The sequence below is a fragment of the Vibrio thalassae genome (assembly GCF_900089835.1).
GTDB classification, from domain to species: domain Bacteria; phylum Pseudomonadota; class Gammaproteobacteria; order Enterobacterales; family Vibrionaceae; genus Vibrio; species Vibrio thalassae.
The window spans coordinates 42,375-67,139 of record NZ_OANU01000018.1; the positions used below are offsets into that span (position 1 = coordinate 42,375).

The following is a 24,765-nucleotide window of genomic DNA, read 5'->3' on the forward strand; positions in this document are numbered from 1 at the left end:
TGTTTGCTAGACCTTGAATTTAGCGACCTGGGCGTGCAGCTCCCCTACGTTATTAGTGACTTGCTCCGTTACATGGTTTGTTGTGCGAGATTGTTCCGCTACTAATTTAAGCGATTCATTAATCTCGTTAACAAGCTTCGAAATAGACTGAGTGGCTAGCGCCTGCTGCTCCGCAGTTGCCACCAAGCTTGCCATCTGGTCATTTACGAGCTCTACCTGTTCACCAGATGATTGAATTCGACTCAATGCGCCACTAGTTTGTTCCATAGCTTCGGATGCTATGGTGGTGCCGACATTGATTTGCTCTACAACTTTACTTGTGGAAGTTCGAATAGCTTGAATGATAGTGTTAATTTCCGTTGTCGATTCCGTCGTTCTACTAGCCAGCATTCGCACCTCGTCAGCAACAACGGCAAAGCCTCGCCCTTGCTCTCCAGCCCTCGCTGCTTCTATCGCTGCGTTCAGTGCCAGTAAGTTGGTTTGCTCTGCTAGCCCTTCGATGACCTCTGTCACTTTACCGATCGCTTGACTCTCGTTACTTAATTGTTCAACTAACTGCTGAGTTGTTTTAATGGTTGTGACTAACGAAGTCATGTTGGTATGGTTTTCGGTCAACACGTCCTCACCAGAAACCAGTTCTTGTTTCGCATCAACCAATGCAGAGGACGATAACTGTACTTGACTGGCCGTTTGCTCAGACCCTACCGCAACCTCAGACAAAGAGTGACCTATTTCATCGACATGTTGTGACTGCTGTTCCACTTTAGTCAAACTTTCACGGCTGTTTTGAGTTAAATCGCCCATCCTCAGTTCAACAGCTTCTACACTATTGGTCACTTGACCAACTAATGTTGCCAGCGCATGATTCATAGCGTTAATAGATTTGGTCAAATCAGCAAGCTCATCACTGCCAGACACCGCCAGTGGTTTACTGGAGACGTTACCTTCCGCGATAATTTGAGCTCGTTTAACAATAAGGGAAATACGCCCTCCTATTTGGCGTCCCATAATATTAGAAATGACAAACGCTGCAACAAGTACCGCAATACAGCTGATACCTAACATAGTAATAAGTGCGGTTACGCTACTGCTGATACTCTGTTCTGTCGATGACGCTTTTTGTTGTTGTGCGCTAACGATACCATTCAGTTCATTTTGAACCACATTAATCGCAGGCAGCAAGGCGTCAGACATCAGACTATTCGAGCGATTCCAACCATCCGATTGGCGTATCTCAATAACTTGCTTTGCGAGCGGAACATACAACGCTTTCATTTCGTTAAATAGAGACCATAAGCTCTGGTCACTGTCACTCATGAACGATTGCTTGTAATCAATTTGGGTCACGAGTTGATCGTGGAATTTCATCAAGTCCGCATACTTATCCAGATAATCTTGCGCACCATATTGCAAGTAGTCACGTAGCGCTGCTAATGCATTTGCGAGAGAGTTATAACCATCGGCATAAAGCTTAAAGAGTCGCTTTCTCTCTCCACCTTCCGTTTTTCCGGCTTCATCATTGATCAGTCCTTGTAACTGATCGAGAGCCACTTCCGCAATAGGAGCGGCTTCATTAATAAATAGAGAGTGCGCCGGTAAATTTTCATCGGTATGGCTTATTGCTAAAATATCAGCTGAAGTTTCTTTAATAGTGCTCCATTCATCATTGATAACTTGGTATTGCTGAAAAGAAATCAGTGACTCCAAACTAATAAGCTGGATATCAACCTGATCTATTTTTGCAAGAACCTCTCCACGATAGCTTTCGACTTGCTCTTCAGAGCCCACTAAGAGCAGGAAGCCTCGCAATTCTGAAACGGTTTCTTGAATAGACTGACCAAGTTGCCGACTGGCATCGACCGTTGGAAGGTCATGTAATAACAAAGACTTGGTGTCTACTTGCACGCTTTCTACACTGCGATACACCAAAAGTGATGAGACGATAAAAAGTACGCCAAGCCCCAGAAAACTTGTTCTGAGCTTACCCGATATCGAGAGCTTCATCCTTAAACCTCTATAAAATACAAACTAATTTATAACTATATCGACACCTTTCTAAAAAACTCCATCTTTTGTTTTACTATTTGTTAATAACCCTTTGCTAAGGTAAGAATGTACATTCGGTATTGAATAAAACTAAACAGTATTGGCACGTAATTTAATGCTCACATATTTAATGCCAAAGGCTACTCACAAGCAAACCTTATTATTATAGTGCTAAGTAAAACACCCGATAAAGATGGTTGGGCACCATTATTAAGTTACCAACACTTAAAATACTCGGAAGTGCGAGGACATAAACCTTTACTTCAAACGTACATGCTCGGCGCATCGTATGGATTTACTGACAATGTTGCCTTCTATTTTTCCGGAGGAATTGGTGATTATCGCTATAAAAATAACGACAACAGAGCACTAGCATTAGGGACTGGTGTGCTCGCAACTTTCGATTTTGGTTTGACTTTATCGGGTGGGTTTGAAACCAGTTTGGTAGACTCTCACAATGGACAACTTACTCACTTCATCACACGAATCGGTTGGAGCTTTTAGACTTTTACCAAGTTTCATTGGTAGCTCACCCCCTACCACTTATCTTGGGTAGGGGGATTTTTCTCTCCATAAACTCAGAATGCCGATAGTGACACGAGCGTTTTGGTGTAATCTTTCTGAGGAGTAGCGAACAGTGTTTGTGTATCGCCCTGCTCTACAATTTCACCGTCCTTCATCACGATAGTGTAGTGGCAAAGTGATTTGACAACGTTTAAGTCGTGACTAATAAATAGATAGGTCAGCCCGTGTTTGATTTGCAACTCTTTGAGCAAATCAAGAACTTGTGCCTGTACCGTTCTATCTAGCGAGGAGGTGGGTTCATCCAATAAGATAAACTCAGGTTTGAGAATCAACGCCCTTGCGATCGCAATACGCTGTCTTTGCCCACCAGAAAACTCATTTGGGTAGCGATGTCTTGTTTCCGGGTCCAAATCCACTTCATGCATCACGCTGCAAATCATTTTGTCTAATGTTTCATCGTCGTAATCAAAATGGACTCTCAACCCCTCTCCGATGACCTGTGCCACAGACATCCTTGGATTTAACGCGGAGAAAGGGTCTTGAAACACTACCTGCATCCGACTGCGAAAAGGTAGCATACCTTTGCGATCCAACGTTTGAATATCTTGGCCATCAAACTCAATGATACCCTCACTCTGAACTAGCTTAAGAATAGCCATGCCAGTGGTGGACTTACCTGAGCCACTCTCCCCAACTAACCCTATCGAGTAGCCTTGTTTAAGTTCAAACTGCATATTAGTCACGGCTTTAACATAACTAACCACACGCTTGAACAAACCGCCAGTGATAGGAAACCACACTTTCAAATCGTCAACCGCCAACAGTGGTTTGGCAAATGGGGAAACCTCTACGGGTAAACCTCGAGGATCGGAGTTGATGAGTTTTTGTGTATAAGGGTGTTCAGGGGTATTAAATACTTGTTGGCATTCGCCGATTTCGACCAAACGCCCTTTTTGCATCACCGCCACCCTATCGGCGATACGGCGTACAATACTCAAATCATGAGTAATAAATAACATCGCCATACCCATCTCTTGCTGCAACACTTTGAGGAGATCAAGAATCTGAGCTTGCACCGACACGTCTAGGGCCGTCGTCGGTTCATCAGCAATAAGAAGTTCAGGCTCGTTAATCAGTGCCATAGCAATCATGACACGTTGACGTTCACCACCAGAAAGTTCATGTGGATAGGCTAAGATTTTCTGTTCTGGATATCGAATGCCAACTTTCTTAAGCCATGAAATCGCCAATGATTCTGCTTTACTGGTTCTCATGCCTCGGTGAATGGCTAATGTTTCAACGAGTTGTTTACCTATTTTGTGCAGTGGATTTAAAGACACCATGGGTTCTTGAAAGATCATACCTATACGACCACCACGAATACCTCGAAGTTGTCGCTCAGAGCAGCTAAGCATATCAATATTATCAAACGTAATGTGACCATTGAGATAATGGCTAGAGCCTTTTGGTAACAGCTTAAGAATGGCATTCGCTGTTACCGACTTACCTGAACCACTCTCGCCAACTAACGCTAATGTCTCACCCTTTCGGATTTTCAAAGAGACATCATAGGTCACTTGTTCTACTTGTTTACCTCTACCAAATCCAACTGACAGGTTTTCAATAGCAAGCACATGTTTTGAATCATTTATCGTCATACGTTGCCTATTAACCTTGCTGGTGGGGGTCAAATGCGTCTCGTACAGCTTCACCAGCAAATACGAGTAGCGTCAACATTATCGAGAGTACAGCAAACGCCGATAAACCGAGCCAAGGAGCTTGTAAGTTAGCTTTACCTTGCGCCAGCAACTCACCAAGAGAAGGTGACCCTGCAGGCAAGCCAAACCCTAAGAAGTCCAAAGACGTTAACGTGGTTACCGACCCAGACAGTATGAATGGCATCATCGTCAGTGACGCAACCATCGCATTCGGTAGCATATGTCGTAACATAATTCGTTTGTCGTCTACGCCCATAGCATGTGCGGCTTTCACATAATCGAAGTTTCGACATCTAAGAAATTCTGCCCTAACCACCCCAACCAAACTCATCCAGCTGAACAACACCATAATACCGAGTAGCCACCAGAAGTTTGGCTCAACAAAACTCGACAAGATAATCAGTAGGAACAGGGTTGGCATGCCTGACCACACTTCGATAAAGCGCTGACCAAACAAGTCTATCCAACCACCGTAATAACCCTGTGTCGCACCCACTGCGACGCCAATCACGCTGGAAACAATGGTTAGAATAAAGCCGAACAATACCGATATTCGAAAGCCATAGATAATTCGAGCTAACACATCCCGACCTTTGTCGTCGGTACCCAACCAGTTAACGTTATCTGGTGCAGAAGGCACTGACGCGACAATATCGTAGTTGATCGTGTCGTAACTAAATCGAATTAATGGCCATATGATAAAGCCGTTTTCTTCAATAAGGTCAATGACATATGGATCGGTATAATCTGCTTCTGTTTCAAATTCACCACCAAACTGGGTTTCGGCATACTGCGTAAAGATTGGGTAATACCATTGGTTATCGTATTCCACCAGCAAGGGTTTATCGTTGGCGATAAACTCGGCAAACAGACTCAAGAAAAATAGAACGAAGAATACCCATGTTGACCAGTACCCACGTTTATTAGCTTTAAAGCGCTTCCAACGAGCTCTTGTAAGAGGATTCATTGCCATTTATCGCGCCTCGAAATCGATACGAGGGTCAACCCACGTATAAGTTAAGTCAGAAATAATACTCAAGATCAGACCTAGTAACGTCATAATGTATAGAGAACTGAATACCACGGGGTAATCACGTTGAATAGTAGATTCAAAACCGAGTAACCCTATCCCCTCAAGCGAGAACATGACCTCTATCAACATAGAACCGGTGAAGAAAATGCTGATAAAAGCACTAGGGAAGCCGGCAATGATGATCAGCATTGCATTTCGGAATACATGCTTGTAGAGAATACTGCTTTCATCAAGCCCTTTCGCTCTAGCTGTCACCACATATTGCTTGTTAATTTCATCAAGGAAAGAGTTTTTGGTCAGCATACTGAGCGTAGCAAAACCGCCAATAACCATAGCGAGAATCGGTAAGGTTAAATGCCAAAAATAGTCGACGATTTGCTGATACCAAGTCAATTGATCAAAGTTGCTCGACACCAAACCTCTTAATGGGAACCAACTGAAATAGTTGCCGCTGGCAAAAAAGATGATGAGGATAATAGCGAACAAAAAGCCCGGGATGGCATAACCGACAATGACAACTGCGCTCGACCAAATATCGAAGCGAGATCCATGATGTATCGCTTTAAGAATGCCCAATGGTATCGATATCAAGTAGATAATTAGGGTACTCCATAACCCCAATGATATCGATACGGGCAGCCGCTCTTTAATGAGATCTATGACATTACCGCCACGAAACAAACTGTCTCCAAAGTCGAACATCGCGTAGTTTTTGAGCATATCAAAATAGCGTTCATGCATTGGTTTATCAAAACCAAACTGCTTTTTAATCGCCTCTACAACTTCAGGATCTAGCCCACGGGAACCTTTGTATCCCGTTGCTTCATCACTAGGGCCTGAATCAAGGTCAACCTCGCTCCCGCCGCCACTAAAGCGCTCCATGACTCCAGATTCCAGACCTTGCATTTGAGCAAGAGCCTGTTCTACAGGCCCTCCAGGTGCAATCTGAATAATAAAGAAGTTAATGGTTATAATTGCCCAGAGTGTTGGAATCACCAGCAACAAGCGCCGGAATATATAAGCCGCCATCTATCCCTCTTATCGACGTTTTGCAGGGAGCTTTTCAGCTTTCTCTTTAGACACCCACCAAGTATCGACACCTAAGTCGTAAGTAGGTAAGACATCAGGGCGCTCAAATTTATCCCAAGTGGCTACACGGTATTTTTTGATATACCACTGAGGGATAATGTAAAAGTTCCACTGAAGCACTCTATCTAAAGACCTTCCCAACGCTAATAAGTTTTCAGGGTTTTGCTGATTTTGTTCAATCAAGTCAGTCAGATCATCAATAACAGGATCCTTAACGCCCGCTTGGTTATAGGTCGAATCGATGAAATTAGAGTTCCAAACAATCTTCAAGTCAGAGCTTGGATATGGATGTGCTGTGTAACGAGATGAGACCATGTCAAAGTCTCGATCACGCCAACGTTTCAAATATTGTGTAGTGTCAACAGTACGAATACGCATATCGATACCCATAGCACGCATGTTCTTTTGCACCGGAATCGCGAATCGTTCGGAAGTTGGGCTATAAATCAATAGTTCAAAGCTCAGCGGCTCACCCGTTTCCATGTTAGTCATGACTTTATTCTTTAACTGCCAGCCGGCTTCTTTTAGCAGTGCAAAGGCTTTGCGCATTTGTGGTCTGATGCGACCTGATCCGTCGGTGACCGGTGGATTATATTCATCGGTGAAGACGCGCTCTGGGATCTTACCTTTATATTTATTTAAGACCTCAAGTTCTGCTTCAGATGGTAGACCCTTCGCTTCATAGTCCGTGTTTTGGAAATAACTGCGAGTTCGAGTGTACTGGTTATAGAACATATTCTTGTTCATCCACTCAAAATCCATGGCGTAGTTTAGAGCTTCGCGTACTTTGGGGTCGCTGAATACAGGACGCTCAGTGTTAAACACAAATGCCTGAGTCGCCATTGGTTTGTGGTGTTCAATCTCTTCTTTCTTGATATAGCCTTTGTCAAAATTCACTCCGTTATAGGAGCTGGCCCAAAACTTAGCGCTAGACTCTTCCCTGAAATCAAACTCTCCCGCTTTGAACGCTTCTAACATAACCGTCTCGTCACGATAGTAATCGTATTGAATCGTTTTGAAGTTATTGCGTCCCACGTTCACCGGGAGATCTTTTGCCCAATAGTTTTCATCAAGTTGGTAAGTGAGAGATTGCCCCATCTTATAATCGACGATTTTGTAGGCGCCACTGCCAACAGGTGGCTCGTTGAGTGGCTCGGAAAAGTTCTTATCTTTCCAATAGTGCTCCGGCAACACGCGAGTACTTTGCGCTAAACTGAACAGCTTTTCCTTATTCGGCACCGACATTTCAATACGTACGGTGAGATCAGAAATTGCTTTTACGCTTTTGACGTCTTTGTAATACGCACGAAATTGCGGCACGCCCTCTTTAATGAACTTGGCATAGGTAAATTCAACGTCTTTCGCGGTAATAGGTACACCATCGTTGAACCGCGCTTTTGGATTGATATCCACCTCAAGCCATGAGTAATCATCTGAATAACGTACTTTTTTAGCGATTAAAGGGTAAAAGGCATCGATTTCATCGCTAGGAGAAAACATCAGCGTGTCGTAGAGGTTACCCGTCGCTGCAGCTGGCTGTCCACGAGAGGCGTAACGGTTAAAGTTATCAAACGTGCCGTTTTGACCGTAAGTCACTTTTCCGTATTTTGGAGCGTCTGGGTTGACATAATCGAAGTGTTTAAAGTCTGCAGGGTACTTTGCGGTTCCAAAACCCACTAGAGTCGTTGTTTCGATAACATTAGCCGCCCATACACTGCTTGTGAGTAAACCGACTCCCACAGCCGTTGCTGCTCTCTTCAATAGCGTCATTCCTTTCTCCCCAAAGATAGAGAAAGACCGAGCTAAAGCGTCCTTTCTCTTGTAATCATCATCGTGATGCTTAAACGTATTTATACTGATATAAATAGCTGTATTTCACGGGGTTTTCAAGGGGAGGACGCCGCTCGCGTGCTAATAAACGGTTAATCTTTGCAACAGTTAGACTTAGGCGCTCACTTCTTCATCACAATAGTGACAATGAACAATTTTTTGCGTATCCGGACAATGCATATGGACTTTTCCTGAGCACCCTTTTTTGGAAACATACAAGGCTTTGTCAGCCAGTTCGACAATGTTAGTTTCTTCAATGGTGTGAGTAGCAACACCAATAGAACATGACACACTGAACGATCTGCCGCTACTACTCGTAAAGGTAAAGCTCAAATTATCAATTTTTTCCGATAGGCGTTCCGCCAACGTATAGGCTTGTTCAATATTGCTACCTGGCAGCAAAAGAACAAACTCATCGCCACCATACCGACACAACATATCCTCTTCGCGTGTAAAGCGTTTAATCACCTGAACCACATCGATTAACACTCGATCTCCCACTGAGTGCCCATATTTGTCATTAATCGGCTTAAAACGGTCTACATCAATAATAAGTAGTGAACTTGGTGTTTTATTGTGGGTGAAATTCTGCCGTTGTTGTTCTAACGCTAAATGAAGGTAACGTCGATTAAAGCACCCAGTAAGACCATCCGTGTTCGCCTCTTCCAACAAGGTTTGGCGTTCTTCCATATCTTTTGACACATCCACTGCAAAGCCAATTACACCTAACACCTTGCCATTTTTGATGATGGGCGAAGAAACCGTTAAGTGATACAACTCCTGATTATCAATATGAAAGGGGATTTTTTGCTGCATCGGTTTCTTTGTCCTCATCACCTTTTTATCATTGAGGCGCATTTTCTTGGCCACCCCGAAATTAAAAAGATGCCAATCCGTTTTGCCCTTTATCCCTTTCATCGTGATTTCAAAGTTGTCGAGCACTTTTCGGTTCACATACTGGTACTTGCCTTTATTGTCTTTAATAAAAATATAAGCATCCACGGCATCAAAGACTTCAGACAAGCCTAGCAGTTCTTCCGTGGACCCTTGATGTGCTGACAATATGAGTTCAAGCATAAATCGTATTAAAAATGCATAACGTTGAATATCTAGTAGAGTCTAAACCCTAGCTAACAATATTGCTTCGACGATATGCCTTTTTTTGAGCCGAAAGTTTAAATTTGGTACGCGCCGCACACTTTTGAACCAACATCACAGTTTTAAAGCCATGCAGATTATGTTTTGTACAAAATAGCGAGAGAAAAACCGGACGAACGTCAAAGATAATGAAATATAAAACTAGCTCAAAAAAAATCCCTAAGCTGTAGCTTAGGGATTTCTATACAAGAGACAGCCTGATTAAGAGCCTTTGATGAAAGATTAATACATTTCTTGTTAATCGTTATGCCAACGTACATTGGCAAGCACGGTTTTGAACTCCCCCTCGCTAAACAGCATGAACGGTGTGTCCAAAAATGCCAGATCCACATCTTGAGCGACAAAGAGAGAGGTAGGGATATTAATTGTGACAAACTGATCCAAAGATTGCAGTTTGTCGGTAATATCAACTTTGGCAATATCATCGGGTAGCTTGTTCTCTGTCCATTTTTGCAATGACAAATAAACAGGCTGCTGAGGGGCTTTAGACACCTTAACCTCAAAACTCAACGTCCCTTTTGCAGAGCCATAACCCGATAAGTTCTCAATACCACCATCGCCCGTTTGAATGTACGCTGCGGCAAAACCACCTTTAAACGTTAGCTCAACCGCATCTTGCTGCTGCTGATAGTTATACGGCTTAGTATCAATTGTTTTTAACGACATCGGATTGTTGCGCGAGACATCACTACCAATCCAGTGATTGAAGTCTGCGACTTTCAATTGGAAATCGCCAATCGTCGATTTTACACCGTAGATCTCAGTGGCATTGTCCGCAACACCTTCGCCCTGTGCTCCCGAATTATCTAATTCAAGATGGTCAAGGTCGGTCTGCTGAAGCGCATTTGAGTAGTTGAGTCCATAACCGTATTCAAATAGCGGAGCGTGCTCACCCAATGGAGACTGCTCCAATTCCGGTACCTGATAATCTGGAATATGTTGCGGAATACGGCTGACCGTCGCACTGCGTTTTTTGTTTGGCCAACTGTATGACAGCTTACCCTGAAAATCATATCGAGGGCGACCTTGAGTGTCCGCGATCAAGACATCCGTGATACCCTTTCCTTCACTGCCCGGAAGCCAAGCGGCGACAAAGGCGTCTGACTTAGCTATCTCTTCATTTAAATACAAAGGACGACCGCTGTAGAATACCGTGATGACTTTAGCGCCCAGTTTATGCAACTTGTGAATCTTCTCGACATCAGCCTTATAGCTACGCTTAAGTTTTCCAAACTCTAAGGTTTGCCACGCTTTGATATCTCCCATCATTTCCGCGTAAGGGTCCTCTCCGATGACAACAACCGCCACATCACCAGCTTGAATGGTTGACTCAAGCTGCGGGTCATAAGTGACAACGTCACTTACGAGTTCGTTGATTAGCGCCATCTTGAACGTGGTTGCCCCAGGGAAGTCATCTAGCGTGTTCTCATCACCCTGCCATGTTAAGTTCCAACCGCCTGATTGCTTCTGAAGATCATCCGCTGCACTGCCCGTTAGCAATACTTTTTGATTAGGGTTTAGAGGCAATATCTGGTCTTTGTTTTTGAGTAACACCAAGGATTTACGTACCGCTTCTCGTGCTACCTCTCGATGCTCAGGCGCACCGAGTAACGATTGCTTGCCTGCTAGCGCTCGCTTTTTGGGTGACGGCTTGTGCCATAAACCAGCACGCATTTTGACGCGGAGAATACGAGTCACCGCATCGTCGATGCGCGTCATTGGAATGACGCCTGACTTAATGTCTTCTAACGCCTTGTGGTACACCGCAATCCAGTGCTCATGTACTGGCACCATCAATACATCATTGCCCGCATTGATCGCATACGTTGCATCACCATCGGTACATTTGCTGACCTCTGCATGCCCATGCCAGTCAGTGACAATTAAACCATCAAAGCCCATTTTGCCTTTGAGCACATCGTTTAAAAGGTACTTGCTCCCATGAATCTTATAGTTATAACGTTCACCGACTTCAGGATTGTGATCATAATTCGCTTCATTTTCCCAAGTATTGAATGACGACATGACCACTTGAGCACCCGCTTCTAGACCGCTGAAATAACCCATAGCATGGATATTTCTGAGCAAATCTTCTGAGTAACCATTTTTGCCTCGGTCTACCCCGGTAAGCGTGCCACCGTCTCCAACCCAGTGTTTTACATTCGATATCACATGGTGCTCGCCCTTTAGATCGTCTGCCGTTCCCTGAAGGCCAGTCACCATTTTAGCGGCGTAGGCGAAGGTAATTTCAGGGTCTTCAGAATAACCTTCGTAAACACGTCCCCAACGTAAATCACGTGGCGTTGCTACTGTTGGAGCAAATGTCCAGTCTAAGCCTGTGGCTGCGACTTCAATCGCAGTAATTTTGCCAATTCGTTGAATCAACTCAGGGTCGCGTGCAGCGCCTAAACCAATGTTGTGTGGAAACACCGTCGCACTGAATACGTTATTGTGACCATGTACTGCATCGGTCGCCCACATAAATGGAATACGAAATGGTCTGTCTGCATAAGCTTCTTCGATGGCATGCCAGAATTCATCGGCTTTGTCGCTCCAATCTTGCGCGCTGGCGTGCTTATTTTCGTTTGGCCACGCTCCGCCACCATTCAAAATAGACCCTAACTTGTACTGTTTTGCCTCTGCTGGCGTGACACCACGAAGATCTGGCTGGATCATCTGACCCAGTTTCTCTTCGATTGTCATCTGAGCCACAATATTGGCAACTTCATTTTCTATCGCAGTGTCCTTGGCGATAGCCGATTTAATTTGTGGCCATTCTTTAAAATAAGGTGTTTGATAAGACATCGTGAATTCCTAAATACAAAAACTATGTGAATAAATGACAACGAGTAAAATGATTGGACGAAATCTCGACTGGCTCTGGTAAATACTCCGAGCATTCCATTTTCGCCTGTGGACAACGCCCTGCGTAGGGACAACCTTTCTTTTCAGGTGACCACATTGGCGTTTCCATCGAACGATGCGTCGGCAGCTTGTCGTGAATACTGCGGCTTGGATCCGGCACGGCCGCAAGCAATAGCTGGGTATACGGGTGTTGTGGGTTTTGCGTGATTTGTTCTGTATCCCCCCATTCCACCATATGACCGCAGTACAGCACTATGGTGTCTTCAGCAAAATAGCGCGCTGTCGCAATATCATGGGTGATGTACATAAACGACTTGCCCATTTCATGCTTCATACGATTCATTAGGTTCAGTACACCGATACGAATTGACACATCCAACATAGAGGTGGGCTCATCCGCTAAAATCACCTTCGCTCCGATAGCCAATGTTTTCGCTAAGAAAACCCGTTGGCGCTGACCGCCTGACAACTGATGTGGAAACTTATCCAACACTTCTTTTGGTGGCGTCAGGCCGACCTGAGTAAGAATTTTAACCAAGCGGTATTCCATCTCTTTACCCGGCTTCAATCCATGATAGATCTGCAGTGGTCGCATCAAGTGATAGCGAATCGTGTGCAATGGGTTTAATGAACTGAACGGGTCTTGGAAGACCATTTGAACATCGCGTCGATAAGCATCTAGCTCTTCTCCGGAGGTAAACTCATCAATGTTAGTACCGTGATAGTAAATTCCACCTTCCGTCGCCTTGTGAATTTTGGTGGCTATTTTGGCACTGGTACTTTTACCGCACCCCGACTCACCAACGACGGCCACACAGCGCGCTTCACGAAGTTGGAAATTGAGCCCATTTACCGCACGTAAGTACTGTTTTGGCGAGAAAATCGATGCGCCTTTTTTACGAAAATCGATACAAAGATCTTTCGCTTCTAGAATAACTGGATGTTTTGCATTCAAAGCTGCTTGGTCAATATGAGGACTTCTTGCATTCATAATTACGCCACTCCTTCGGTTTCAAGTTGCAGTGGTGTGTGACAAGCCACCCAGCGCGACTGTCCTAAACTAACTAACTTTGGTTCTTGGGTTCGGCATTGCGTGGTCGCTTTAAAGCAGCGAGGCGCAAAACGACAACCTGGTGGCACTTTTTTAAGATCTAAAGGCGATCCCGGAATGCCTTTCATCTCTTGCAATTCACCTTTTAGTGTTGGGAAGGAATCACCCAAGCCATGTGCGTAAGGATGGTTCGGCTGCTGCAATATGACCTTCGAAGGTGCCAGTTCCACTAATTGACCCGAGTACATGATGCCAATACGGTCACACAGCTCCACCATTAGACTAAGGTCATGGGTAATAAACAAAATTGAGAAACCAAAACGTTCTTTAAGCTCATACACTTTCTGCAAGATTTCGCGTTGTACCACCACATCAAGTGCAGTAGTAGGTTCATCCATAATAAGTATCTTTGGATTGAGCGCTAACGCCATCGCAATAACGACACGTTGACGCATTCCCCCTGAAAACTGGTGTGGATAATCAAACAGACGCTCTGTTGGAATATCTACGATACGCAGTAACTCTTTCGCTTTCTCAATGCTCTCCTCTCGGCTCGATACCAAACCATGAGCGTCAAAAATATCGAAGAACTGATATTCAATGGTTTTGACTGGATTTAAACAGTTCATTGCGCTTTGAAAAACCATCGACGTATCCTTCCAGCGGAAGTTTCTTAACTCATCGTCGTCCATTTTTAGTACATCTTGACCTTCGAATAGGATTTCACCTTCTGAGATCAACGCTGGCGGCCTGTGTAAGCGCATTAGTGAGTAAGCAATGGTTGATTTACCGCAACCTGACTCACCTGCCAAGCCCAAAATCTCGCCACGGTTAATATGAAAACTCACGTTGTTAACCGCACGAACTTTGCCATCAAAGGTCACATAGTCGACACAGAGATTTCGAACATCTACCAACGTCGATGTTTCTGTATGTGTGAAATTAACCATTGGCATTCTCCATTTGTAAGCGCTGTTGCTTCGCAGCTTCTTTCGCTGCTTTTTTCTCTTCACGACGGTAACGCGCCATAATTCGTTGAGCTTTCAATTTCGGATTTGATATCTCATCAATAGAGAAGTTGATAAGAGCTAAACCAATGGCTACTGATGCAAGCGCAACAGAAGGCGCCATAATTTCCCACCAAGCACCGATACGTATCGCAGAGGTCTGATCGGCGTTGTACAACATGCCGCCCCATGTCACCGCAAGAGGATCGCCTAGTCCAATAAACTCCAAGGTAGCTTGCGTCATAATGGCGTAGATAACCGTTCCAATAAAACTACTCGCTAGAATAGACATCATGTTTGGCATAATTTCAGCAAACAGCATTCTAGGCTTGGTCTCACCCATCACTTCTGCTGCGTGAACAAAGTCCTTATTTCGAATCGCTAAGGTCTGCGCACGCAGTACTCGTGCTCCCCAAGGCCATGACGTCGCACCAATGATTATCGCGATAACCAGAGGCGAAACTTGGTCGAGGAACGCCGCCAATACCAGCATTAACGGTAGGCTTGGAATTACCATCACTAGGTTAGTAAAGAATGACAATACGTTATCAATTACTCCACCAAAGTAGCCGGAAGCGATACCGATAACCATCGCCATAACAATCACAAACGTACCAGCGACAAAGCCAACCATAAGCGACACACGACCACCGTAAAGGAGCTGAGACCAGACATCGCGCCCCATACGTGTCGTACCTAAAATATTGTCTGGGTTTGGTGCTTGGTGTGGTCGACCAACACGAGCACCAGGTAGCACATCGGTAAGAAGCGGCGCAAACACGCACATCAACACCACGGTTGCGACTAAGAAGATCCCAACCGCCGCTTTTGGATTATCCAAGAAAAATTGTTTAGCCATTTTTATGTATTTCATGCTGTTAACTCCTTTAACCCAACTCAGTGCGAAGACGTGGGTCAAGCACGAACAGTAGTAAATCCGCGATAAAATTAGCGCCCAGTACCATGATAGTCATGATAAGCAGGTAGCCTTGTATCAATGGGTAGTCACGCGCAAGCATAGCTTGGAACATGACCTGACCTAGTCCTGGATAGTTGAAGATGATTTCGATAATCAGCGAGCCTGCAAAGATGGCACCTACCGACATCGCAAAGGTAGTAATCATTGGCAGCACGGCATTACGCGCACCGTATTGCAGCATGACCTTTTTGTCTTTCACGCCCTTTGCCCAGCCCATCACGATAAAGTCTTCACCAAGCTGGTTAATCATGTTGGAACGCATGCCCATAACGTTACCCATACCAAGAAGCACCATACTTAATAACGGCAGGGCTAAGTGATAAACCACGCTACGGATAAACTCAAAACTCATGGCAGGGTCGAGAGAAGGATCGTAAGCGTAACTGGTTGGAAACCAGCCAAGGTCTGACGCAAAGATAAAATACATGAGTAGCGCCATAACCACAGCAGGAATCGAAGATATCACTACCGATCCTACAGTGATGACCGAATCTACCCATGTGCCTCGTTTCCATGCCACCCAAATACCGAGCAACGTTGTAATGCCATAAGACACAACAAGGTAAGAGCCAACCAGCAGCAGTGTCCATAACATACCTCGGCCAAGAACATCAAAAACAGGCTGGAAGAAGCGCGTCGATGTACCCCACTCCCCCGTCATGATGCTTTGTAGGTAGGTCAAAAACTGTTGAAACAATGGCGTATTGGTGGAGTAGCCATAAAGTGCTTCAAGAGAAGCAATGGTCTCTGGCGTAATTTGCCCACCATTTTGAGCTAGACGACCTAAAAATGATTGAATAGGGTCACCCGGCATCAATCTTGGTAAGAAGAAGTTAATGGTTACTGCGGCAACAAAGGCCAGCAAATAGAAGCCAAATCGGCTAAATAAATATCTCATAACCTAAATTCCAATTAGACTTTCCCCTCAGCGCACCCTAGTGGTGAGCCGACAAGTAAGAGAAGTGAGAGAAAAAAGCGCAGCCTCCCTCGCTCAAGAGACTACGCTGAACTGGATTAACCTTTCGGTTTTAGGCTCATTAGGTGAACAAGACGGCTCATACCATTCCAAGGTGCAGGGTGACCAATTTGATTATCTTCATTAGCCCAACCTTCAAAACGAGAGTCGTTGTATGCGTACCAGATACCGTTGTAGTAAAGAGGAATTTGAATCACATTTTCGGCAAAGTAACGTTCTACGTTAGCCGCAATTTTCTTCTGTTGATCTTCGTCTTTAGTCAAACCTAGCTCTGAGATCCACTGGTCAAGTTGTGGGTCAACATAGTTACTAACGGTAGTAGACCACCACACTGGACTTTGTACGTATTCAGAACCCATAGTGAAATCGTAGAACTTCCACACTGAAGATTGCATTGAACCCGCACCGAAGGTGGCATCGAAGTTCGCTGTCTCCCAGTTTTTCGCATATGCGTTGGCCTCAGGTGTAATCACCGTTGCATCAATCCCCGCCATGCGCAAACCTTCTACCGCAATAGACGTGTTGTTTACCCAGTCACTCCAGCCACTTGGAACCTGAATCTTGAAAGTCAATTTGCTGCCATCTGGGTTCTCAACAAATCCGTCACCATTGGTATCTTTATAACCGCCGTCTGCCAATAACTGCTTAGCTTTGTTAATGTCGTACCGATTAACTTCCGCCCACGTTTTGTCGGCCTGTTCATCACGCCAATTCCACATACCTTTTGGTAAGTTTGTTGCTGGATTTCCACCAACAACGTAACCGTAGGAACCAATCATCATCATTGCTTCACGGTCCATTGATAGACTTACCGCTTTGCGGAAGTTCACATCATGGAAGGCTTTATTCGCACCTTCATTTTCTGTTTTATAGTTAAAGGTGATACGAACGCCATCGTTTGATGGGAACCAATATTTATTATTTGGATGTTTAGAAACAAACGTACGCTCGATATCAGGAATAAAGATACCAGCCCAGTCGACGCTGCCTTTTGACAACATTTCTAATGCCGCATCGTTACTGGAAAATTGTGGGAACTCTAAACAATCAATTTTAAGGTCTTTATTCCAATAATTCGGATTACGACACTGAACATAAACTTGTGGAGTAAAACGCTGAATTTCTGTGAATGGCCGCGTGCCCACAGGATTCTCATTGGTACTTTGCGCAGGTGAATCGACACCTTCCCAAATATGTTTCGGTACAATACGAACCGTTTCACCAAGAATATCGCGCGCTGCAAACGCATTCGGTTCTTTTAGATAGATTTTAACTTGCAGGTCATTAACCTTTTCCACTTTCTCAACTTTGCCGCTGACACCGCCCGTATCAATCTCTGGGTGCGCTTTCGGGTAGTCGTACGTGAACACCACATCATCAGCGGTAAACGGTTTACCATCAGACCAGAGTACCCCATCACGAAGATCGACCGTCAATACCATCAAATCATCACTCAGTTGATAGCCTGTTGCTAACCAAGGGTGGACGTTTTCAGAGTCTAAGATATCGAAGATATATAGCGATTCATAAGCAAAGTCAGATCGACCACCAAACCATGGGTTGAAGTTACGGACCCAGCCCGTTGAGAATTCGTTGAGAATTTTCAAGTTTGGCATGGAAGACGATTCTTCAGCGTGAACGGGGATAACCATTGATGCAGCGATTGCAGAAGTAAGAAGCAGCGTTTTTTTCATCTATCTATCCTTGTATACGAACTGTGTAGGCGGAGTTCGTTATCGTTGTTTTTCAAGGATACTAGCGAGGATATGGGATTATAAACGTGACTAAAACCACATTGGCTCAGCAATGGGTTGCCTATTTGTTAAAACTAAAAACCGTGGCACAGAAACTTTCCACTCCATGAAACTTTTTAGTTATTTTTTGCATTATATCCATATTAATCAGATTCTTATTCTGAAATATTTCATGAAATTTACCTCTTCTCAGTATGAGGTTCACGCTTTTGTAAGCCAAAATGGCCAAGAGTGTTGCTATTTGTAAATCCACCCCCATAACTTTAAGGAATAAAGCCAACCATTAGGCACATCAATGCAACAACAAGACCCATCCAGAGCTAAGAGCAAAAACTTAGCCATTCTTTTTGAGCTGGTGAATTTCATTCGTCCTTACCAAGGTAAGGTATTTGCCGCTCTCGTCGCTCTCATTTTTACCGCAGGACTGACTCTATCCGTCGGCCATGGGGTTCGCATCTTAATTGACCAAGGTTTTACTCAGCAATCACTGCAAGATTTAGGCAGTGCGATTCAATTTATCATGCTGGTCACAATATGCATTTCTATTGGTACGTTTTTTAGATTTTATTTAGTTTCATCTGTCGGCGAGCGCGTCAGCGCAGATATCCGCCTTGCGGTATTCAATCACATCATTACCCTGCATCCGAGTTATTTTGAGACCAACGGCAGCGGCGATATCATGTCTCGAATCACCACAGATACGACGCTGCTACAAAGCATTATTGGCTCTTCTTTTTCGATGGCGATGCGCAGTGCGCTGATGTGTATTGGTGCCATTATTATGCTGTTTGCTACCAACATTAAGCTGACATTGATTGTTCTAGCATCGGTGCCGTTTATTCTAATCCCCATCTTGTTCTATGGACGCCGAGTAAGAGCCCTTTCGCGCCAAAGCCAAGACTCTATGGCGGATGTAGGCAGTTACGCTGGCGAAGCGATTGAACATATCAAAACCGTTCAAAGCTGCAGTTTTGAAGCGCAAGAGCGTGCTGCTTTTGCAGAGGAAGTAGAGCGGGCGTATGAAATCGGTCGTCGACGAGTGAAACAGCGCGCCATCTTAATTTCTGGTGTCATCGTGATTGTCTTTACCGCTATCGCAGGCATGCTTTGGGTTGGAGGAAGCGACGTGATTCATGGCACCATGTCCGCTGGTGACCTTGGTGCTTTTGTATTCTACGCCATTATGGTGGCTTCCTCTTTAGCGACCATTTCAGAAGTACTAGGCGAGCTGCAACGCGCCGCAGGTGCGACAGAACGCCTAGTCGAAATCCTGCGAGTGGATAGTCATATCAAAGCGCCAGAGTGCGTCTTTACCGCCACTAACACGTTATCATCTGACGTTGTATTCGAAGATGTCACCTTCCATTATCCATCACGCCCTTCTCAACCTGCCACGGAACGATTAACACTTAAAGCGGACGAAGGTAAAGTGCTCGCTCTCGTGGGACCATCTGGGGCAGGAAAAACAACGGTATTTGAGCTTTTGCAGCGTTTCTACGACCCTCAAGTTGGACAGGTCAAGCTAGGTAACGTCGATATTCGCGAGTTTGACCCTCATGAACTTCGCAAGCAAATGGCCTTAGTTCCACAGCAGCCAGCTTTGTTTAGCCACGACGTCTTTCATAACATCCGCTATGGCAACCCAGACGCGACGGATGAGCAAGTGATTGAAGCGGCCAAAAAAGCACACGCTCATGATTTCATCATGCAATTGCCAGAGGGTTACCACAGCTTCTTGGGCGAAAGAGGCGTGCGGCTCTCTGGCGGGCAACGTCAACGTATCGCGATTGCGCGCGCTATCCTCAAAGATCCAAAGATTCTTTTACTCGATGAAGCGACAAGCGCCCTCGATAGCGAGAGTGAACATCATGTGCAGCAGGCATTAGAAGAGCTCATGGTCGGAAGAACCACTATTATCATCGCGCACCGTCTTTCCACCATTCAGCACGCAGACCAAATTGCAGTATTAGATCATGGACGATTGGTCGATATTGGCGATCACCATTCGTTACTAGAAAATTGCGAGCTGTATAAGCGTTTGGTCGAACTTCAGTTTAAACAGCCCGTGATAAAATAGTCTGTGCACCAGCACTTAGGTTTCATAGAAAAGCCCTTTTTTGGTTGATAGCAAACAAGAGCATAAGCGTTTTTATTCGACCCACTACCAATGGATATCAAGATCTTGATTCAAGTTGTTTTGGATATCGCCCCACTCATCCATCAACTCTGACGCCTTTCTATGAGAAATCGGTTTAACCAGCGTTGAGCCGACATGATCTTTTAGGTTGAGCGTATAGGTTTTGGCGTTGAGGTCAGCCGCTATACTGTGGTATTCGTCAAGACATTGCTGTTTAGTTTTGTTCGGTCCCCATGCTAACGTCAAATCCGTTCCGTTAATGTTCATGCAAACTGCAAGCGAGCTACAATCCATCGAATTCTCCTTATCCTCTGTGTAGTTACACTATGAACCTAGCCAACTCTGGTAAATTCGCCAACACAAACTGTCAAACCTTGAGTCGCCCCTCATTAATGCACTGACATTTGCAACATCCGTCAATGTAACTATTCCACGCCCGTGCTCATTTCAGGATAGGCAAATTTCCACAGAAAAATGTCGGAAGACAATATTTATGTGTACATGGGTATGTAACACGTCTCTGGACAGAAATGCTCTACATTCTTTAACTTTTAACATACCCTATCTACCCGTCATCCTTACGAAAGTGAGGATCTCCTACCGCGGTTAGGTGACTGAAAGTAATCGACTAAGTCACGTAATTTAGCTTTTCGACGCGCCGAATGAGATTCCCTTTTTCAAGGGAATGACGTCAATTTTGAAGATGGCTTGAAGCACGAAATGGGGCACAGTAGGAGTCTGCAAGCTTAATCCAGACAACGATAACAGTTTTGTGCTTTGTCGAGGTAAGTCTGGCGTATTAATAAAGGAGCTCAAGTGCGTCCATGCACTTGTTAGCGAACGTTTAGAAGCGGTAATCGATACCAAAGTAAACCGCAGACAATGAATACTCGCGCTTTGAAATGACGGACACGTATTCGGCGTTTAATCCTAGATCCTCTGCAATCTCAAAACGAGCGCCGAGACCAAAACTAGGGCTGCTCGTAGTTCGGCTACCATTTGAGAAATAGTTACCACCCCTAGCTTGAGTAAAACCAACAAGGCCATAAACCTCAAAGCCTGGATCGATTTCGTAGCTGCCGCGCACATACAAGCTGTTGTATGATCTTAGGTCATTGATATAGCTATCATTAGTATTGACACCGCCAAAACGGTATTCAGCACCAATGTTTTCATTAAATCGATAGCCAGCCATTAAATATCCAGTTGCCGTGCTCACATCATGAACTACATTTTGTTGGTTGCCGTGACCAATACTTGCACCGGCATACAAACCTTGTGCGAGCGTTGGCAATGCAAATAGTGATGTTGATAGCAACAAAAGTTTATTCTTAAGTTTCATATACAATTTCCTAACGATTGTTGTGTAGTGATGTTTTTTCCAAATCTAATGATTCAAAAATACTGAGTGCAGATAGCAGAGGCAGCTTTAAGGCTTCAAATTCCTGTTGATGTTTCAAAATCAAGCAGCTTAATGCTCTGATTCTTAGTCGGTTAGTTTCAGACTCGAGTAGCGTCCGTCTCTCTGATGACAAGCCAAATACGTAACTATGATCTAGCAAGTGACAGGGCCTAATTCTCGATGAATAACTCGCTGCCGATAAAGCGCACAGGTTAGGGACAGTCACTTTGTTCTCTGAAGGTTCTTGCAACAAACTTCTATGTGCTGTTGATATAAACATGCTCGGTATAACTCGTCTACTTTCCACGTGAAGACCGCCTTTTATTGCGTAATTCAGTAATGACAAATTTGAGCGGCAAATAACTCGGTGTTATTCAGCGTCACTTTCAATCACCTTGCGTTTAATGATTGCCGTAAATCGATCGTCAGTGGAGTTGGCAGACACTAATACCCAGCCTTGGCTGTTCATATAGTTGAGCGCATCCATAGGAGAGTTAAAGGAAAGAGTTTTACCTCCCTCATCTCTAAGTAGGTCTTTATTTTTTAGGGCGATTTTGAGTGCTTGACCGAAATCTACTTCTACTTTCCATTGGGTGAGACTGAGCATTTTCCCCGACGCGATAACCATCGCATATTGCTCGGTTTGGTTTGATCTAGACGTAGGTTCTGGCGACTTAGCAGCCAATGCAGTTGAGCACATGGCAAGTGTCAATAAAGGTGTTAGAAAAACTTTATGAATGGCTTTCATGGCTGCCTCCTGTAATTTCGGGCTCAAAGTAAGCACGTTGTGTGCGATTGAGGCTTAGATTACTAGAGAGCTTTTCCATTATTCGGAAAGGAACGGAGTAAATTGTATGAATTATGGATGTGACTTTTGGGTATTAGGTTTAGTTGTCACCATCGCGCTTTTTCAAAGAAGCGTAGAAGTTAGAGAGAAATTCTATGTCCTCTTTAGGCGCTGCTAGCATGAGATCGAGAAACTTTAGCGTACTTGCCGAAAGCGGCAGTTGGCCGCCATGTAGGCGCTCTAACTGAGTCATGGGGAACAATTGCAGTAAACTAACATCGAGCGCTTTGGCAATTCGAAAAAAATCCAAAATGGTGAAATGGCTCTTCGCTTCTCGATCCATCTTCTCATAAAGAGCAGAACGACCAATGTCCGCCTTTTTAGCCAGCCCGTTTTTAGATAGCCCTTCTTGAACCATGAGCGCCTCGATTCGCTCTATGACCATTTTTCGAAATACCGTCTCTTCAACGCCAAAAAACTCGAATCCTTCCGTTTCTATTTCTGCCATCGCCTTTGTCCGTTTTTCTGGAATCAATCCTTTAATGGTATCTGAATTTCGGAAATTTGAAATGATAATTTAATAGCCAGACAAGAAGACACATACCGTCTCTACTGATTAACCAAATATTATAAGGGTAAACATCATGCTAACGACGAAACGCGCAATCCTTGCTACTGTACTTGCACTATCTGGCGCGGCTCAGGCGATTTCTCTTGAGCCAGCTCCAGGTCTGGATGTGAACCAGCCTTACTATGCTCCGCAAGCATTTGTGCAGCAGGAAAGCCTACCTATTGTGGATATTCGCGGTGTAAAATCAGTAGATTACGCTGAGCTATTTGAAAAGCAGGTAGGCGAAGAAGTTCGACGTGGTATTAAGGAAGCGCAGTACGTTTATAAGCTAGCAGGTATCAATGTGGTCGAGTTTGAGAAAGACTCAATGAAGGTGTTAGAAAACTCACGAAAGTTAAACCCTGAATACTTTGAAATCGTTGAAGCGCTGGCCAAAGTGGGCGGGATTTCACTAGAAACTATGTTCACTCTATCGCAACTAGATGCCGCGTTGGCATCGGCAGCCCAGTCTGCGTTAAGTGGATGTACAACAGTAAGTTTCGCTGGCACAGGTGTTGTTGGTCAGGTAAACGACACGCCATCACTTTCTGGGGGTAACTACTGGATATTGCAAGCGGATGATTATGTACAGGTGATGGCATCTGGCTTCTATGGTTCAGGTCAAACGCTAGGTAAAGATATCGGCGTTGTGATTAACTTCCAAGGTACTGACTCTAAGGGTGTTGGGCTTGATGCAGACAGCGCGATTGAGCTAGGTGCGTTGCAAAACTATCTCGTGCGCAATGCTAAGAACGTTGATGATGCGGAAAAGATCCTCGACCAATACCGCACAGTGGTCGCTTCTCATTTTAACTTTGCTGATAGCAAGGGTAATACCGTTGGTATAGAAATGCTTGATGGTGAGAACTATGTGATTAAACGTCCTGCTGGTGTTGGGCACGCTAACCACTCTGAGCGCTCGGGCGTAATGCAAGCCTTCGCAGAATCTGTTGGTTTAGGTGAGAAAAGTGTACAGCGTACTGTTGCGACAGCATACACCGAGTGGCGCGCAGAGTTTGCACAGCAGTTCATCGATAACACCCCTGAGGGCAATGTCGATGCTGCTAAATATGTTCTGAATACCAAGCCTATCGCGCAGCATGCCGCTTATGGTTCTGATTTTATCTCAACATTGACAGCAGTAATGGATGCTAAAGAAGGCTGTATGGAAGTGGCTCCAGGTGTCGGTGACTGGAATAACTTCCAGCGAGTATGTCTTGAGAAGTAATTTCAAAATCGACGGTAGATCTGAATCAGGTAGTCACTCGCCCCCTTTAGGGCCTACGCGTTTTAAAACGCGACGAAGAAACCTATATGTGTTGTGGTTTAGCGTTGTACTGATGTTTGAGTGCGCTAGCCCATCGATTGAACAAAAAGACTCTTGTGCTCTCTGCCAACATCTTGCTTCTGGCTGCAATGTGACTGTGATTTAAAAGTTTGAGAAGACAGAACATTCAGCAAATAATAGATAATGTGGAAATGCCTAACCGAGAGAACTAGGACAGGTGTTTTCTCTATAGTGAAGTGCATTAGGAAAATTAAGGCTAGAAGTAGATTAATCATCTATCTTGAAGATCTGCTCTAGCTGACTTTGGGGCGTGCGACGTGAAGTCGTATGAAGCGCTGTTCACCGCTTAACGAGTGAACCATCTGTATCACCAGATGAACCTAGGAGCCTGAATAAAGTAGCGGCTCTGACAATGTAACGAAGGTTGGCATTTGCCAATCGGGATCTAAATCGTGAGAGGACGATCCTCCTGATAACCACAAAATCGGGTGAGTGCTAGGTAGTCAGCAT

19 protein-coding genes are annotated in these 24,765 nt (G+C 44.6%); 3 read left to right on the plus strand and 16 right to left on the minus strand.

Annotated features, from left to right (window positions below):
• Nucleotides 1-6 precede the first annotated feature (6 nt).
• Nucleotides 7-2,004, minus strand: a complete 1,998-nt coding sequence (locus VTH8203_RS08085; protein ID WP_096993208.1) for a methyl-accepting chemotaxis protein — start codon at nucleotides 2,002-2,004, stop codon at nucleotides 7-9.
• A gap of 210 nt (nucleotides 2,005-2,214) precedes the next feature.
• On the opposite strand from VTH8203_RS08085, the gene VTH8203_RS08090 reads away from it, so the two are divergent.
• The gene (locus VTH8203_RS08090) at nucleotides 2,215-2,550 is read left to right on the plus strand and encodes a hypothetical protein (protein ID WP_096993209.1); all 336 of its coding nucleotides are present in this window, start codon (nucleotides 2,215-2,217) and stop codon (nucleotides 2,548-2,550) included.
• A 74-nt stretch (nucleotides 2,551-2,624) separates the two neighbouring features.
• On the opposite strand, the gene VTH8203_RS08095 is transcribed toward VTH8203_RS08090, so the two are convergent.
• The 11 genes from VTH8203_RS08095 to VTH8203_RS08145 all read right to left on the minus strand — a co-directional run bounded on the left by VTH8203_RS08095 (nucleotide 2,625) and on the right by VTH8203_RS08145 (nucleotide 17,971).
• Nucleotides 2,625-4,229, minus strand: coding sequence for an ABC transporter ATP-binding protein (locus VTH8203_RS08095; RefSeq protein WP_096993210.1), 1,605 nt, complete (start codon nucleotides 4,227-4,229; stop codon nucleotides 2,625-2,627).
• A 10-nt stretch (nucleotides 4,230-4,239) separates the two neighbouring features.
• Nucleotides 4,240-5,262: an ABC transporter permease gene (locus VTH8203_RS08100; protein ID WP_096993211.1), complete on the minus strand. Its 1,023-nt coding sequence runs from the start codon at nucleotides 5,260-5,262 to the stop codon at nucleotides 4,240-4,242.
• Entirely contained in the window at nucleotides 5,263-6,351 is a 1,089-nt protein-coding gene (locus tag VTH8203_RS08105; protein WP_096993212.1) for a microcin C ABC transporter permease YejB, read from the minus strand.
• 9 nt (nucleotides 6,352-6,360) lie between these two features.
• A complete protein-coding gene (locus VTH8203_RS08110; protein WP_096993213.1) occupies nucleotides 6,361-8,181 on the minus strand; it encodes an extracellular solute-binding protein in 1,821 nt (606 codons plus the stop codon).
• Nucleotides 8,182-8,355: 174 nt separating this feature from the next.
• A complete protein-coding gene (locus VTH8203_RS08115) occupies nucleotides 8,356-9,318 on the minus strand; it encodes a sensor domain-containing diguanylate cyclase (protein ID WP_096993214.1) in 963 nt (320 codons plus the stop codon).
• Nucleotides 9,319-9,636: 318 nt separating this feature from the next.
• The gene (locus VTH8203_RS08120) at nucleotides 9,637-12,204 is read right to left on the minus strand and encodes a glycoside hydrolase family 3 protein (RefSeq protein WP_096993215.1); all 2,568 of its coding nucleotides are present in this window, start codon (nucleotides 12,202-12,204) and stop codon (nucleotides 9,637-9,639) included.
• Between the two features lie 22 nt (nucleotides 12,205-12,226).
• Nucleotides 12,227-13,255, minus strand: a complete 1,029-nt coding sequence (locus tag VTH8203_RS08125; RefSeq protein WP_096993216.1) for an ABC transporter ATP-binding protein — start codon at nucleotides 13,253-13,255, stop codon at nucleotides 12,227-12,229.
• A gap of 2 nt (nucleotides 13,256-13,257) precedes the next feature.
• Nucleotides 13,258-14,265 carry an ABC transporter ATP-binding protein gene (locus tag VTH8203_RS08130; protein WP_096993217.1) on the minus strand — a complete coding sequence of 336 codons (1,008 nt, stop codon included), beginning with the start codon at nucleotides 14,263-14,265 and terminating at the stop codon, nucleotides 13,258-13,260.
• Nucleotides 14,258-15,196 (minus strand): ABC transporter permease, encoded by a 939-nt coding sequence (locus VTH8203_RS08135; protein WP_096993218.1) that lies wholly within the window; start codon nucleotides 15,194-15,196, stop codon nucleotides 14,258-14,260. Before VTH8203_RS08135 ends, VTH8203_RS08130 begins: the two co-directional genes overlap by 8 nt.
• A gap of 13 nt (nucleotides 15,197-15,209) precedes the next feature.
• A complete protein-coding gene (locus tag VTH8203_RS08140; protein ID WP_096993219.1) occupies nucleotides 15,210-16,199 on the minus strand; it encodes an ABC transporter permease in 990 nt (329 codons plus the stop codon).
• 116 nt (nucleotides 16,200-16,315) lie between these two features.
• The gene (locus VTH8203_RS08145) at nucleotides 16,316-17,971 is read right to left on the minus strand and encodes an ABC transporter substrate-binding protein (RefSeq protein ID WP_096993220.1); all 1,656 of its coding nucleotides are present in this window, start codon (nucleotides 17,969-17,971) and stop codon (nucleotides 16,316-16,318) included.
• A gap of 355 nt (nucleotides 17,972-18,326) precedes the next feature.
• Between VTH8203_RS08145 and VTH8203_RS08155 the strand changes: the two genes are divergently transcribed.
• Complete coding sequence (locus VTH8203_RS08155; protein WP_096993222.1) at nucleotides 18,327-20,108, plus strand: ABC transporter ATP-binding protein/permease; 1,782 nt, start codon at nucleotides 18,327-18,329, stop codon at nucleotides 20,106-20,108.
• A gap of 84 nt (nucleotides 20,109-20,192) precedes the next feature.
• Here VTH8203_RS08155 and VTH8203_RS08160 read toward each other — a convergent pair whose 3' ends face one another.
• The 4 genes from VTH8203_RS08160 to VTH8203_RS08175 form a co-directional block, all read right to left on the minus strand.
• Nucleotides 20,193-20,462 carry a hypothetical protein gene (locus VTH8203_RS08160; RefSeq protein ID WP_096993223.1) on the minus strand — a complete coding sequence of 90 codons (270 nt, stop codon included), beginning with the start codon at nucleotides 20,460-20,462 and terminating at the stop codon, nucleotides 20,193-20,195.
• Between the two features lie 550 nt (nucleotides 20,463-21,012).
• Complete coding sequence (locus tag VTH8203_RS08165) at nucleotides 21,013-21,510, minus strand: outer membrane beta-barrel protein (protein WP_096993224.1); 498 nt, start codon at nucleotides 21,508-21,510, stop codon at nucleotides 21,013-21,015.
• Between the two features lie 430 nt (nucleotides 21,511-21,940).
• Complete coding sequence (locus VTH8203_RS08170; RefSeq protein ID WP_096993225.1) at nucleotides 21,941-22,318, minus strand: hypothetical protein; 378 nt, start codon at nucleotides 22,316-22,318, stop codon at nucleotides 21,941-21,943.
• 139 nt (nucleotides 22,319-22,457) lie between these two features.
• Nucleotides 22,458-22,865 (minus strand): helix-turn-helix domain-containing protein, encoded by a 408-nt coding sequence (locus VTH8203_RS08175; protein WP_096993226.1) that lies wholly within the window; start codon nucleotides 22,863-22,865, stop codon nucleotides 22,458-22,460.
• A 136-nt stretch (nucleotides 22,866-23,001) separates the two neighbouring features.
• Between VTH8203_RS08175 and VTH8203_RS08180 the strand changes: the two genes are divergently transcribed.
• Nucleotides 23,002-24,195 carry a C45 family autoproteolytic acyltransferase/hydrolase gene (locus tag VTH8203_RS08180; RefSeq protein WP_096993227.1) on the plus strand — a complete coding sequence of 398 codons (1,194 nt, stop codon included), beginning with the start codon at nucleotides 23,002-23,004 and terminating at the stop codon, nucleotides 24,193-24,195.
• The last annotated feature ends 570 nt before the right edge of the window (nucleotides 24,196-24,765 follow it).

Coding starts and splice junctions, on each gene's coding strand:
- VTH8203_RS08160 (WP_096993223.1), bottom strand. CDS start 20,462: ATGGATTGTAGCTCGCTTGCAGTTTGCATGAACATTAACGGAACGGAT.
- VTH8203_RS08130 (WP_096993217.1), bottom strand. CDS start 14,265: ATGGTTAATTTCACACATACAGAAACATCGACGTTGGTAGATGTTCGA.
- VTH8203_RS08155 (WP_096993222.1), top strand. CDS start 18,327: ATGCAACAACAAGACCCATCCAGAGCTAAGAGCAAAAACTTAGCCATT.
- VTH8203_RS08145 (WP_096993220.1), bottom strand. CDS start 17,971: ATGAAAAAAACGCTGCTTCTTACTTCTGCAATCGCTGCATCAATGGTT.
- VTH8203_RS08105 (WP_096993212.1), bottom strand. CDS start 6,351: ATGGCGGCTTATATATTCCGGCGCTTGTTGCTGGTGATTCCAACACTC.
- VTH8203_RS08140 (WP_096993219.1), bottom strand. CDS start 16,199: ATGAGATATTTATTTAGCCGATTTGGCTTCTATTTGCTGGCCTTTGTT.
- VTH8203_RS08175 (WP_096993226.1), bottom strand. CDS start 22,865: ATGGCAGAAATAGAAACGGAAGGATTCGAGTTTTTTGGCGTTGAAGAG.
- VTH8203_RS08110 (WP_096993213.1), bottom strand. CDS start 8,181: ATGACGCTATTGAAGAGAGCAGCAACGGCTGTGGGAGTCGGTTTACTC.
- VTH8203_RS08180 (WP_096993227.1), top strand. CDS start 23,002: ATGCTAACGACGAAACGCGCAATCCTTGCTACTGTACTTGCACTATCT.
- VTH8203_RS08120 (WP_096993215.1), bottom strand. CDS start 12,204: ATGTCTTATCAAACACCTTATTTTAAAGAATGGCCACAAATTAAATCG.
- VTH8203_RS08135 (WP_096993218.1), bottom strand. CDS start 15,196: ATGAAATACATAAAAATGGCTAAACAATTTTTCTTGGATAATCCAAAA.
- VTH8203_RS08085 (WP_096993208.1), bottom strand. CDS start 2,004: ATGAAGCTCTCGATATCGGGTAAGCTCAGAACAAGTTTTCTGGGGCTT.
- VTH8203_RS08170 (WP_096993225.1), bottom strand. CDS start 22,318: ATGAAAGCCATTCATAAAGTTTTTCTAACACCTTTATTGACACTTGCC.
- VTH8203_RS08165 (WP_096993224.1), bottom strand. CDS start 21,510: ATGAAACTTAAGAATAAACTTTTGTTGCTATCAACATCACTATTTGCA.
- VTH8203_RS08115 (WP_096993214.1), bottom strand. CDS start 9,318: ATGCTTGAACTCATATTGTCAGCACATCAAGGGTCCACGGAAGAACTG.
- VTH8203_RS08125 (WP_096993216.1), bottom strand. CDS start 13,255: ATGAATGCAAGAAGTCCTCATATTGACCAAGCAGCTTTGAATGCAAAA.
- VTH8203_RS08100 (WP_096993211.1), bottom strand. CDS start 5,262: ATGGCAATGAATCCTCTTACAAGAGCTCGTTGGAAGCGCTTTAAAGCT.
- VTH8203_RS08095 (WP_096993210.1), bottom strand. CDS start 4,229: ATGACGATAAATGATTCAAAACATGTGCTTGCTATTGAAAACCTGTCA.